10 protein-coding genes are annotated in these 12,710 nt (G+C 48.8%); 1 reads left to right on the top strand and 9 read right to left on the bottom strand.

What is annotated here, in order from left to right; genetic code table 11:
• Positions 1-61 precede the first annotated feature (61 nt).
• The 9 genes from AC2YIT_RS29295 to AC2YIT_RS29255 form a co-directional block, all read right to left on the bottom strand.
• A complete protein-coding gene (locus tag AC2YIT_RS29295) occupies positions 62-1,090 on the bottom strand; it encodes a Gfo/Idh/MocA family protein (RefSeq protein ID WP_430849851.1) in 1,029 nt (342 codons plus the stop codon).
• A 64-nt stretch (positions 1,091-1,154) separates the two neighbouring features.
• On the bottom strand, positions 1,155-2,975 hold the full coding sequence (locus AC2YIT_RS29290; RefSeq protein WP_487281534.1) for a TonB family protein: 1,821 nt from the start codon (positions 2,973-2,975) through the stop codon (positions 1,155-1,157).
• A gap of 20 nt (positions 2,976-2,995) precedes the next feature.
• Positions 2,996-4,594, bottom strand: coding sequence for a TonB family protein (locus tag AC2YIT_RS29285; RefSeq protein WP_430849847.1), 1,599 nt, complete (start codon positions 4,592-4,594; stop codon positions 2,996-2,998).
• Positions 4,595-4,608: 14 nt separating this feature from the next.
• Positions 4,609-4,983, bottom strand: coding sequence for a BlaI/MecI/CopY family transcriptional regulator (locus AC2YIT_RS29280; protein ID WP_430849845.1), 375 nt, complete (start codon positions 4,981-4,983; stop codon positions 4,609-4,611).
• A gap of 163 nt (positions 4,984-5,146) precedes the next feature.
• The gene (locus AC2YIT_RS29275) at positions 5,147-5,770 is read right to left on the bottom strand and encodes a Uma2 family endonuclease (protein ID WP_487281533.1); all 624 of its coding nucleotides are present in this window, start codon (positions 5,768-5,770) and stop codon (positions 5,147-5,149) included.
• A gap of 154 nt (positions 5,771-5,924) precedes the next feature.
• A complete protein-coding gene (gene pyk, locus AC2YIT_RS29270) occupies positions 5,925-7,364 on the bottom strand; it encodes a pyruvate kinase (protein ID WP_430849841.1) in 1,440 nt (479 codons plus the stop codon).
• A 27-nt stretch (positions 7,365-7,391) separates the two neighbouring features.
• Positions 7,392-9,887 (bottom strand): replication restart helicase PriA, encoded by a 2,496-nt coding sequence (gene priA, locus AC2YIT_RS29265; protein ID WP_430849839.1) that lies wholly within the window; start codon positions 9,885-9,887, stop codon positions 7,392-7,394.
• Between the two features lie 42 nt (positions 9,888-9,929).
• Positions 9,930-10,523: an aminotransferase class IV gene (locus AC2YIT_RS29260; protein WP_487281532.1), complete on the bottom strand. Its 594-nt coding sequence runs from the start codon at positions 10,521-10,523 to the stop codon at positions 9,930-9,932.
• Positions 10,510-11,514, bottom strand: a complete 1,005-nt coding sequence (locus tag AC2YIT_RS29255) for an aminodeoxychorismate synthase component I (RefSeq protein WP_487281531.1) — start codon at positions 11,512-11,514, stop codon at positions 10,510-10,512. Before AC2YIT_RS29255 ends, AC2YIT_RS29260 begins: the two co-directional genes overlap by 14 nt.
• 126 nt (positions 11,515-11,640) lie before the next feature.
• Between AC2YIT_RS29255 and AC2YIT_RS29250 the strand changes: the two genes are divergently transcribed.
• Positions 11,641-12,648 (top strand): YpdA family putative bacillithiol disulfide reductase, encoded by a 1,008-nt coding sequence (locus tag AC2YIT_RS29250; RefSeq protein ID WP_430849833.1) that lies wholly within the window; start codon positions 11,641-11,643, stop codon positions 12,646-12,648.
• Positions 12,649-12,710: the final 62 nt, after the last annotated feature.

Genomic DNA, 12,710 nt, shown 5'->3' with positions numbered 1-12,710 from the left:
GAGGGAGAGAGGAGAATGGAAAGGGTTTGAAGGTTTTGATCTTCAAACCCTTTTGCTATTTCTAATGGTTAGCAGCGCTTTGATAGATTTGCTCCACGATGGATTGCAGGATAGCTCCTTGCGCTCCGTCGCAAATGTTGGCAGGTTTGCCGTCGCAGAGATCCATGAATGCGAGGGTGTTCCGCAATTGAGTGTCGATAGCACCCAAATGTGGGAAGCGGATATCGGCCAGCTCGCCGGCGATTTCGGTGTATACCGACAGCGGAAATAATTTGGCACCGCCTTTTGTCCCGAAAACTTCCAGATTGATCGTCTCCTCCTGCTCCATATTCAGAGCAAATGAGGTAGATAGCGCAATGCTGACATTGCCGGGAAATGACAGATGTGCAAAGCAGGCATCCTCCACTTCGAATGTAGCAGGGTTCCAGGCGCCTTTCAGGCCTTTTCCACCGGTTTTACCGATGAAATCGTACGTATTGGCTACAATGCGCGTGGGAAGCTGGTAGCCTGTCAGGCCAAGGGCTAAATCGAGAATATGGACGCCTAGGTCGATCAATGCGCCGCCCCCCTGGATCGTTTTGTTGGTGAAATTACCCCAGCCCGGAATGCCACGGCGACGCAGATAGCTGGCCTTGATGTGGTAAATATCACCCAGGTTGCCGAGTGCATGATAATTTCTCAGCGTCGAATATTCCGGCGCATGACGGCGCTGGAAGTTGTAGGCCAGGGTTAATCCCTTCTTTTGAGCCAGATCGGCCATTTCGCGCGCCTCGCGGGCATGCATGGCCGGCGGCTTTTCACAAAATACATGACAGCCATTTTCAAGCGCCTGCATGGTAAACGGGTAATGCAGGTTATTGGCCGTGCAATTGATCACAATATCCGGCTTGCCTTCACTGCGGTACATTTCGTCGGGGTTGTCGTACGCAAACGGCACACCGTGCTTGTCGGCCAGGGTCTGGGCTTTATGGATGTCACGGCTGCATATCGATACGACCTTGACGCGATCGGGCAATAGGGCTAATGCCGGAAGGTGGTTTTGGTCGGCAATGTGCCCGCCGCCGATGATAGCGGCTTTCAGGATTGACATGAATCGGAAGAATAAGTTAATTATTCTTCCAAATATCCGGATTTAGGACAAGAAAACAGGTAAGTCAGGGTTCAATTGGTTTTTGATACTTCCAAACAGCCTTCTTGATTTTCAGGTCTGGGTCGCTGTAATTGAGATGTCGGTATTTGCCGGCCTGTTCGTCGTCGGTAGCGTTCATCGAAGGTGTTCTCGGAAGAAGATTCCATGACCAGCCATAGGCAATATCCGGAACTCTTCCGGATTTAGACAAGTTGAGCGTTCCATGGAGAAAAGAACCGATTTCTTCCATTGTGGGAGTAGCAAGGAGGTTTTTAGAGCCAAAATTCAGAAACCCCTGCCGTTTGTCCTGATCCTCTTTGTCCAGCTTAAAATTGACTTCCAAAGTATATTCCATTTCAACCGGCTTGCCGTTCTGTACTGCGGGACTCCATTTCGGCATTTCATTTACGACGCGCAATGCTTCCTTATCGATGCCGTAACCAATGTTTTTCAGACTTTTCGCATTGCGGATATCGCCATTTTTATCCACAGTAAAAGACACCAGTGCGATCGCTTCCACGTTCGTTTTGCGAGCAGCTTCCGGATATTGCAGGTTTTGAAGAAGGTATCGCATCAATGCCTCGTTACCGCCAGGAAATGAGGGCCGTTGCTCAGCTATTTTCATATTATCGCTGACCGGCGAAGAAGTAGCAGCCGTATCGCCGTCGGTGATCGGTTGACCGACAACTACCGGGCCGGTAATTTGATTTACAGCCTTTTTGACGATCACTCCGAGCTCCTGATTATTATCCGTCAACTTAAATTCCTGTGTTTCATATGCAACGTGTGTGATAACGAGCCTGGAATTGGCGGGTACATTTTGCAGCTCAAACCGGCCATTGTGATCAGTAGTTGTGCCACGGGTGGTTCCGGCTATGATGATGGTTGCATCTTCGACCGGTCCGTCGGTTTCGTCCACGATGAGTCCTCTTACACGTATCGTCTTTTCAGCCTCCGTTTTAAGCCGATCGATAGCCTGCAGCGGCGACCGGGAGGCTGAGATGCTAACCGAACATGCGGCTGCCGGCAGGATCATCAAGTATTTGGCCAGTAGCCATCTCGAACTGCGTTGTTTGTAAATCATCTGAATCCGGCGTTTTAGCAATGATGCATTGAAAAAATGGTTGGCAATCGTAATGTCAGGGCTGCGCATCGCGTAGGCGACCAGGAATGAGGCGTAACCGTTCCGGTTTGGCACCGACTCGTCGGCCAGGTATTCGTGGACGGTTTCCATAGAGCGCTTGTAGAGCCAGACAACGGGGTTAATCCAGAAACCTATTTTCAGCAGTTCGATCAAAAGGATATCTGCGGTGTGCCATTGCCGGATATGCTCATACTCGTGCCGGATGATCGTGTCGGAATTATGGCGGTAGTTATGAGGACTTAAAAAGAGCCAGCGAAAGAATGAAAATGAGCTCCCGTTCCGACTACCGGTGTTTTCGGGCAACATCACCAATGAATAGTTGCCCATTTCGATCCTTTCGTTCCGACTGGCCATTTTGAAAAGCCTGAAAAGATTCGAAATGAATTTACAGGCCAGGATCAATACGCCGGTTGCATACAGCCCGAAAATCCAGCGCCATAGGTCAATCCGTTTTTCAGGTGTTTGATCGGCGATTACGGCAACGGAGATCGTTGCCTTCTGGTAGACGGTCTCCGGGACGTGGATTGTCGTGACCGGCTCCGCAAAATGGATGGCAGGCAATGCAAATGCGATCAGTAACGTGCCCAGCAGATAGAAGCGGTTCCAGTAAAAAAAGGTATGTTTTCGAAGTAAAAGCCAATAGCAGGCATAAAATAGCAGCCAGTATGCATTGACTTTTGCCAGATAGAGGAGTGTTTCCATGCAGGGCAGCGTTACGCTTGTTATTTGCTTTTGGTGATGATCGAAACGACACCGTTCGCACCACGAGAGCCATAAATTTTCGTCGATTCAGGGGCTTTGAGTACGTTGATACTTTCGATGGTATTGGGATCCATTGTTTTGATCAGGCTGCCATCTTCCAATGCTTCACCGTTCAGTATGTACAAAGGCTGGCTGCCGGCGCGAGTTGATTCCTCCCGCCCACGGATCTGTATTTTTGACTCAAATTTATCGCCTGTGCGCATTTCGGGTTGTGCTTCGAAAGTTTCACCTTGCAGTATGGTTCCCTCTTTCGGTTTTTGAATAACTGGTTGTGCGGCAGGTTTGAATCCGACAACTGTTGTCTCTTTCGCTTTGTCGGCGCCGACAGTCGTATCGTCGCCTATTTCCGCTAGCATGAAGTTGATAGGCACTGTGAATTTCGTACTGACTGCTTTCCCGTCTTGTTTGCCAGGTGTCCATTTGGGAAATTTAGAAACGACGCGGGCCGCTTCTTCATCGCAGCCATAGCCGATGCCTTTCAGAATTTTTACATCTTCAATATCACCGGTAGAAGTTACCACGAAGCTGACGAATACCTTGCCTCCTACATCAGCTTTGGAAGCTCGCGTGGGATACTTGATATTCCGGGCCAAAAACTTGAACATTTCAGCATTTCCACCCGGGTACTCCGGTGCAACTTCGACGGCCTCCAAAACGGGGCTGGCTTCCAAACGTTCCCCCGATTTTATTGCCTCATTTTCCTTTGAAACCTGACTCTCGCAGCCGGCCACAAGCAATGCGCTGGTTCCGATCATCGTTGCGGCAACCACGTAGGTGCCCAGCATCCATTTGGATGTGCGGTTCTTATAGATCATCTGAATACGGTTTTTTAATTGAGATGGTTTGAAAAAGTGATTGGTCAGCGAGGCAACAGGCGCATTAAGCGCATACGCGACGAGGAACTGAGCGTAATAATCACGGTTCGGGGCTTGCGCATCGGCCAGGTACTCGTGAATTTCTTGCAGTGACCGCTTGTACAACAGCAGCACCGGGTTGAACCAGAAAACGGTCCTTATGATTTCAATCAAAAGAATATCGAGGCTATGCCGCTGTTCGGTATGCACCATTTCATGCCGCAAAATGGCATCGAAATGGTTTTCATAGTCGTTGCGGTTGATGACGATCCATTTCAGGAATGAAAAGGAGCCTACCTGGTTGGAGTCGATCAGGATCACCGTGCAATCTTCCAACTTAATGCGCTCGCCCGAACGTAGGTATTGCTCCAGCTGGACGATGTTCCTGGCCAGTTGCGTAGCGGTGATAGTCAACCCCGCGATGTAGATCACCGTCAGGACTTGCATCCACGTCCACGCTTCCGGCTCTTCGCGTGCCTTACTGATCACCGAGAATGCCGAAGCATTCACTTCGTATATCACAGGCAGTTCGGGCGCCGAGGCCGGATAAATGATCTCCGGCAACGCGAACGCGATAAGCAGCGAGCCCAGCAGGTACCAGCGGTTCCATTGGAAGAATGTATGCTTGCGAAGCATCGACCAGTAACAGAAATATAGCAACACCCAATAAAGGCTAACCTTGCCGATGTATATGAAATTTTCCATGGCTAACAGACGGTTTACTGGTCGTTTTTGTGTTGGTTGATCAGCTTCATGATCTCATCCAGATCTTTGGTATTCAGATCGTTATCCTTCACAAAAAAGGAAACCAGGTTGGGTAGCGAATTGTCGAAGTAGTTGACCATCAACTGCTTCATTTCGTGCCGCTTATATTCTTCTTCCGAAATGAGCGGGTAGTATTCGTGTGTTTTCCCGTACGCGTTGTAGCCTACCACCTCTTTCTTTTCGAGAATACGGATGATAGTAGATACGGTGTTGTAGGCTGGTTTGGGCTCGGGCATTTCCGCCAGAATGTCTTTCACAAAAGCCTTTTTCAGTTGCCAGAGAATTCTCATGACCTCTTCCTCTGCCCTCGTCAGGTTACGCATTTCCATAATGTTTCTTTCTTTAAAATGGGTTATAAGTAATGGGTAATTCAAATATATGACTATTTAATTAGTTTTAAAACTATTTTATTAGTTATAATGAAAAAATAAAAAACCGACACTGGAAATGTGACGGTTCATGCTTGATTATCAGTGCTGGAAAAGGAGGTTGCTAGGCGAATCTTGAACCTTTACTGCGAAGAAACTGGCCCACATTACATAGCGCGCCGGGCATTAACACAACCTCATGATCCCAGCCGAACGTTGTCCAGTTACCGGGCGTGGCGATCATGATTTGTTTTGTTTCAGTAAAAAACCAAATAACTTTCTCTACACCGAATTCGAGGAGCTTCATCGTTTTCAATGCCACATACTTGCTCTCGGTGACGTCTTCCAACTCAATCCGCGTGTCCACTTCGACGGATATTACGGGAGGAACTCGTGCGTAATTCAGATTGATCTGATCGATTGTCAATACATTATAGTCAAAAACCAGAATGTCAGAAGCCAGATTGTTTCTTTTATCGACGTGGAGACCGGGTTCATTAGTAGCTACGAGACATCTGCTTTCGTCAATCGAACGAAGAAGAACACGTACCAGATAACTGACGATGAATGACTGTAAACTACTGCAACCCATGACACCCTCTTCATTGACATTGCCCGCAAGCACTTCCTGGTAGCCTTTATAGTAATAAGGCTTCCCATCGATAATCTCACGGATGAGCGATGTCGGAATGCTTTTTTCCAATGCACTTTCAGGAATGTCGAAGCCAGGTTTTGGTGAAGCTATCATAGGTTGAATCGTTTAGCTCATAACCCAATATACAAAAAATTTCTGCTGATATTCAAAACGATGTACAACATAACAGGCTCGATGAGCCATCGGGAAAAACAAAGGGCGACGGAATCAAATCCCGTCGCCCTTGCGATATGAATGTCCGCAATGTTTACTCCACCACGCTCAACTTCACCGTATTCGTCTTGCGCTGTCTTGAAACCGGCATGCTCAATGTGTTGATGAACACGTCGCCTTTCTGCAATTCGCCTTTTTCAACGAGAAAAGTTTTGATGTCCTCGATGAGGTCGTCGGTTGAAACGCCCTGGTCGCGGTCGTAATAGAAGACCTTCGTACCCCAGTACAATGCCAGCTGGTTCATCAGCATTCTGTTGGATGTGAAGATCAGTAAGTTGGCTTTTGGGCGGTGGTGCGACAGGCGGAAAGAAGTGTAGCCCGAACGGGTAATGCCGATGATCGCCGCAGCTTGTGTGTCACGTGCGAGACGGCATGCGCTCATTACCACGTTGTCATTCAGTTTATATGCACCAGGTGCGTCGTTAACGGCTGCGTGATGTCTGAAATAGATGCTATTCGTGCTGGCTTCTACTTTTTCAATGGTGCGGCTCATGCTTTCTACGGCCAGAATCGGGTACTTACCGGAAGCAGTTTCAGCTGAAAGCATTACGGCGTCCGCACCGTCGAGTACTGAGTTCGCCACGTCGTTCAGCTCGGCGCGGGTTGCGCGCGGGCTCTCGATCATGGATTCCAGCATCTGCGTAGCCACGATTACAGGCTTGCCGGCACGGTTACATTTCTCAACGATCATTTTCTGGATCATCGGAACCTCTTCGGCAGGAAGTTCAACCCCGAGGTCACCGCGTGCTACCATGATAGCGTCCGTTGCTTCGATGATCTCGTCGATATTCAGAATAGCCTCAGGCTTCTCGATTTTCGCTACAACGCGGGCTTGTTTGCCTTTGTTGGCGATGTATTCTTTCACTTTTGCGATTTCCTCAGCCGTGCGTACGAACGACAATGCGATCCATTCTACATTGTTTTCCAGCCCGAAGTCCAGGTCCTCGTAGTCTTTTGGCGTTACCGAAGGCATCGAAACCTTTGTATTAGGCAGGTTAACGCCTTTTTTTGATTTTAGGTAGCCTCCATAAATAACCTCGGTAATCACATCCGTACCTTCAATACCTGTTACCAGTACTTCCAGTTTACCATCATCCATCAACACGCGGTCACCGATCTTCACATCATTGTACATTCCGTCGTAAGGCGTGCTCACTTTCTCGGCGGTACCGAGTACTTCAGTGTTGGAAAGGATGAGTTTTTTGCCAGGTTCGATCAGAACACCGTCTTTTTCAGCCACCAGACCAATACGGATTTTAGGCCCTTGCAAGTCTTGCAGAATAGCGAGGTTCAGGCCGTGCTCTTCGTTGATCTCGCGGATGTTGGTAAGTCTTTGCAGGTGGTCGGCGTGGGTGCCGTGGGAGAAGTTGAGCCGGAATACGTTCACTCCTGCTTTGGCCAATGCATATAATGTTTCTTTCGATTCCGAGGCAGGGCCTACGGTTGCAACAATTCTGGTTTTTTTGGAAGACATAAAGTTAATGTGCAGTAAATGATGTTTTTATAAACAATCCACGTCGATCACGACCTGGATGCTTTTTAGCGTCTTGTCAGTCAGAGTGTCAATTACTTTTTCCTGTATAAATGACTTTGCCGCCTTAAAATTAATCTTTTCTCGTTCAAGTTTGATGAGAATATCGAACAAAAACTGATTTCTTACTCTTTCGACCAGCGGCGGCTGCGGCCCCAGAACCCGGCTGGCCCCCAAATGCGCGGTCAATTTTTCGGCCAGCGCTTTCGCGGCCCTCGCGGCGGTACCCTCGTCGATATGCTTTACAGTAACCTTAATGAGCCGTGTAAATGGCGGATAACTGAACCGCTCGCGCTCCGCAATTTCGGTCTCATACATTCCCTGGTAGTCATTATTGATGATCTTTTCGAGCAACGGCTGCGACGGGTTAGCCGTTTGTATCAAAACCTTCCCGGGCTTGTCCGCGCGCCTCCCTGCGCGCCCGCTCACCTGCGTAAGCATCTGGAATGCCCGTTCCGAAGCGCGGAACTCGGGGAAGTGGATAATACGGTCGGCATCGAAAATGCCCACCACGCTCACATTGTCGAAGTCGAGGCCTTTACTGACCATCTGCGTTCCTACCAATATGTCAATGCCTCCCTCTTCAAAATCCGAGATGATTTGCTGATAGGCGTTTTTTGCACGCGTTGTATCGAGGTCCATGCGCTGCACGCGGGCCTCCGGGTACATCACATTGATTTCCTCTTCGATTTTTTCTGTTCCATATCCCATCGTTTTGACTTTGGGCGAGCCGCAATGCGGGCAAGTCCGCGGCACTTCCTCCTTATGACCGCAATAATGGCAGCGCAGCTCGCGCGCCTTCATGTGGTAGGTGAGGCTCACGTCGCAGTTGGCGCATTCCGAAATCCAGTTGCATTCCTCGCATTGCAAATAGGGCGAGTAACCGCGGCGGTTCTGGAAGAGAATGGTCTGCTCCTTATTTTTAAGATTGTATTCCAAATGGCTGAGCAACACGGAAGAAAACTCGTTCTTCATCTGCTTCTGGCGCTTTTCCTTTTTGGTATCGATTAGTTCAAAGCGCGGTAGTGCGGCATTCCCGAACCGTTGTTTCATTTCTACCAGCCCGTACCGACCACTTTGTGCGTGGAAATAGCTTTCCAGTGAAGGTGTCGCCGAGCCGAGCAGCGTTTTACCCTTGTGCATGTACGACATGATCACGGCCACGTCGCGCGCATTGTAACGCGGTGCGGGATCGTGCTGCTTGTAAGAAGTTTCGTGCTCTTCGTCCACGATAATTAAACCGAGGTTATCGAATGGCAGGAAAATGGCAGAGCGCACGCCGACTACAAATTGAAACTTGCCATCCAGAATGCCTTTCCAAACTTCTACCCGCTCATTATCTGAGAATTTGGAATGGTAAATCCCCATTACATCGCCGAAAACTTTCCGGAGCCGGACCACAATCTGCGTCGTCAACGCGATTTCAGGAAGCAGGAACAATACCTGCGACCCGCTTTCAAGAGCCTGTTTGATCAGCTCAATGTAAACTTCGGTTTTGCCGCTGCCGGTAATGCCATGCAGGAGCACCACTTCTTTTTCGAGGAACAGTTCATGTATTTGCCGTGAAGCTTCTTTCTGTGTTTCAGTGAGCGTAATGGTGCCCATATTACCCGTAGGAATATCGTCGAAACGCGAAACGAATATTTCGAACTGTTCGAAAATGCCTTTTTTTATAAGCGTATTCAGGGAAGCATCCGAAATGGTATCGTCCTGGCTGAACACCGATTTATCCAAACCCTTGTAATTCAAATCCGGATTGTTGTAAACCGGAATGAAACTGAGGTATTTTAATAGGATTTCCTGCTGTTTGGGCGTTTTGTCGAGGTCCGCAGCCAGCTTTGAAAGCGCTTCATTGGTCGTATAGGCAGCCGTCAGCCTGATTTTCTTGACGACTTTCGGCTTATAGCGCTCTTTTACTTCTTCATACAAAATCACCGCCCGTTTCCCGACCAGCGATTTGATAATCGAGGTTATATTGGATTTTTGCAAAAGCCTTTCCACTTCTTCGTAGGAAAGCGTCTGGTGCTTTTTGATTTCTTCGATAACAAGAATCTCCTGGTCAGTCAGGAGCTCTTCGTGTTCAAATTCAGGATTTAACTGAATTCTCGACTGGCTGGTAATTTTCAACCCCGCGGGTAACGCCACATTCATCACCTCACCGATATTGCACAAGTAATATTCAGCCACCCAGGCGAAAAGTTCGAGTTGTTGCTGGGTAACGATAGGCTGTTCGTCGAGCAATTCCAGGATATACTTTGCCTGGTATTTCACAGGAGGATTGGAATGCAGCTGGGCCACCACGGCCGTAATGACCCTTTTCTGACCAAATTGCACGATTACTCTCGCCCCGACCCTGATCAGCGAGGCCATTTCCCGCGGGACCCGGTATGTAAACAGGTTCGGAATCGGTACCGGAAGGATCAGATCGGCAAATAAGGTGATTTCTTCCTCAAAAAGGGAGGTCATTGGTTCAATGCTTTAATTCGGGCGCAAGTTCGGAATTTGTGGTCAAGCAATCAACGAAACATCAAGCGCGGCGGCGTGCGCCCAGTCGACCATTGCATTGAAAAGCCGTATCTGGCTGAATGATCCGAGGTCGCTTTCATGGATGTCCGCAGTTTCAATAATGCCCTGGTCGAGCAGCAACGCACGTTGGGTGCCGGGCAGGAGCGGACTCGCGGGCGTGAGCCAGCGAGTGCCGTCGAGGAATGCGACATTGCAAAAGTTTGAGTCGGTTACCAGTCCTTTCCTGATGATTAATATTTCGTCTGCGTCCCCGCGTTGCGCATAGAGCGTATTCAGGGTATCGCGGTCATCGTATTTGTACCGGTAGTCGATTTCATCGTGATAAACCCGTCTGATTTTGCGGATTATACGGCGGGAGTAAGGTTCCCACCTAACATTGTCGACCGTTTTATTGTAGGCAATGCGGCATTTGTACATTGTGTCGTCGATGAGATCGGGAATATGAAGCAATTCCGCTAAATTCCAGTTATCATCGTAACCCCATAATTCCCGGCGGGTTTTGTTCAGGCGTGCTTCGTGGTACGACAGGTTTTTCAATTGCCGGTTTTCGACGCAAATGGTTTCAAAGCACAGCATGCGGGGTGTGGCTAAATGGGAGATAAACTTTGTCAATTACTTCCTGGTACTCACTTTTTGCATTGCTCAATGCCGTTATTCCGCCGCCGCTTTTGAAAACCAGTTGTTGTCCCTGTTCTTCGATAAAACGGATCATTACCGCGCTTTCAAAGTTTTCCCCATCAAAATATCCCATTACGCCGGTGTAATAACCACGGTTATATTCTTCGGCCTCCTGAATGATTGCCAGCGTACGCGGTTTCGGCGCGCCGGTAATGGAGCCGGCAGGTAGCAGCTTTTTCAAAAGATCGCCATATTGGCCATCGAAACCTGCCGGTAATATGCCTGCAATTTCAGAACTAACCTGCAAAAGGGTTTTATCAGAAGCCTGAATGCGATCAATATAGCGATAGCGCTCCACCCACACCTTTTCGGCCACCATACTCAAGTCGTTTCTAATCAAATCCACGATCGTAGCATGCTCGGCAGCTTCCTTGTAATCGGAAAGTATGACTTGCTCCGCATGGGGTACCGAGGCGTTGATAGTGCCTTTCATTGGGAACGAAGCAATGCGATTGCCCTGGATGCGCACGAAAATTTCCGGAGAGAAGCAAACGAACCGGTTTTTGAACAAGAGCCGGTAAGGCGCTTCACTGTGCCGGAATATCTGTTCCAGCGTGAGGTTGGTGTCAACTGGCGTCGGTACTGAAAGATTGACGAGGAACGAGTTGCCGGCATTCAAATGACGCAGTACACAGTCGAATTTGGGCTGGTAATCTTTAAAAGCGAGCGGATGTTTATCGAACTGAATATGCTCGGGAAGATCGTCGCTGAACCCGGTAACGTCGTTGGTAAAACCATTCAAATTGAAGAGGATCTCGTTCGGATCGACGTCATCGAGCTTCCAGGCAAGCGGTTTTTGGAATTGGTAGTCCACCAAAAAAAAGAACGGGGTTTTGTTTTTGCCCCATTCATTCAGTTTCTCCGTAAAGTCCCCGGCCGCGTTTTCCAAGCTAAAAAGTGGTATTATCAGACTTTCTGAACAGTTAGCTAATTTACAAAGTTCAGAAACCAATAGCTAAATTAGAGGGTTAAAAGACTAAGGGCGGCCGCAAGCAAAAGGCCGACAGACCATACAATGCACATTTACGACGCAATCATTATCGGCGGTGGCCCTTGTGGCCTCGCAATGGGTATAGAGCTGGCCAAAAGCGGTCTCGACTACCTGATCCTCGAAAAAGGCAACCTCACCGAATCCATTCGCCGGTATCCGCGACGGATGAAGTTTTTCTCTACCGCCGAAAATATCGAGATAGGCGGCATTCCTTTTGCGATTTCGGACGTAAAGGCAAACCGCAATGAGGCTTTACAGTATTATCGGAAGGTAGCGGGGTATTATCACTTGAACTTCAGGCTTTTTGTGGATGTGGATCGGACTGAAAAGCAGGCAGACGGCACTTTTCTGACTTATTCGAATGATGGTCAGGTATTTCAATCCAAAAATGTGGTCCTGGCGACGGGCTATTTCGATGTGCCGCGTATGTTGAATGTGCCGGGAGAGAACCTGCCGCATGTTTCACATTATTATGATGAGCCGTTTAAATACTCTTACACCAATGTCGTGCTGGTGGGTGGGTCCAATTCCTCGGTGGAGGCTGCTTTGGAGCTGTATCGCCATGACGCGAAAGTGACGATCGTGCATAAGGACGCCGACTTCCGCACAAAAGTGAAGTACTGGCTGGTACCGGATGTGAAGAACAGGGTGAAGGAAGGAAAGATCCACACACGTTTCAATTCGGTGACGCGGGCGATCGAGCCGGGACGTCTTTTGATCGAAAATCTCGAAACGGGCGAACAGGAATGGCTACCGGCCGATTTCGTTTTTCTATTGGTAGGTTATCTGCCCGATGAGCATTTACTCGCGCGTTGCGGCGTGACGCTCGATCCGGTTACTAAGGTGCCGGAGTACGATAAGGAAACATTTGAGACAAATGTGGCAGGGTTGTATTTGTGCGGGACTGTACTCGCAGGAGTATTTACAGAAAAGGTATTTATAGAAAACGGCCGCGAGCATGCGGCAGCTATCGCTGATCATTTGGCTGGCCGCGAAGTCCGGAAAGTAAAGGAGTTGATTGACCGGATTTGATGCTACAAAGGCACGGCTGCGGCCGACCGAGAATGAACACGAATTAAACTGCAAGAGAAGAA

It is taken from the genome of Dyadobacter sp. SRI_021, assembly GCF_057586235.1.
Note: the sequence above shows the minus strand (reverse complement) of the source record. Positions and strands in the feature narration are given on the sequence as shown.

Excerpts from the sequence above, each read along its gene's own strand:
- AC2YIT_RS29295 (WP_430849851.1), bottom strand. The coding sequence starts at position 1,090 with ATGTCAATCCTGAAAGCCGCTATCATCGGCGGCGGGCACATTGCCGAC.
- AC2YIT_RS29285 (WP_430849847.1), bottom strand. The coding sequence starts at position 4,594 with ATGGAAAATTTCATATACATCGGCAAGGTTAGCCTTTATTGGGTGTTG.
- AC2YIT_RS29260 (WP_487281532.1), bottom strand. The coding sequence starts at position 10,523 with ATGCTGTGCTTTGAAACCATTTGCGTCGAAAACCGGCAATTGAAAAAC.
- priA (WP_430849839.1), bottom strand. The coding sequence starts at position 9,887 with ATGACCTCCCTTTTTGAGGAAGAAATCACCTTATTTGCCGATCTGATC.
- AC2YIT_RS29280 (WP_430849845.1), bottom strand. The coding sequence starts at position 4,983 with ATGGAAATGCGTAACCTGACGAGGGCAGAGGAAGAGGTCATGAGAATT.
- AC2YIT_RS29290 (WP_487281534.1), bottom strand. The coding sequence starts at position 2,975 with ATGGAAACACTCCTCTATCTGGCAAAAGTCAATGCATACTGGCTGCTA.
- AC2YIT_RS29275 (WP_487281533.1), bottom strand. The coding sequence starts at position 5,770 with ATGATAGCTTCACCAAAACCTGGCTTCGACATTCCTGAAAGTGCATTG.
- AC2YIT_RS29250 (WP_430849833.1), top strand. The coding sequence starts at position 11,641 with ATGCACATTTACGACGCAATCATTATCGGCGGTGGCCCTTGTGGCCTC.
- pyk (WP_430849841.1), bottom strand. The coding sequence starts at position 7,364 with ATGTCTTCCAAAAAAACCAGAATTGTTGCAACCGTAGGCCCTGCCTCG.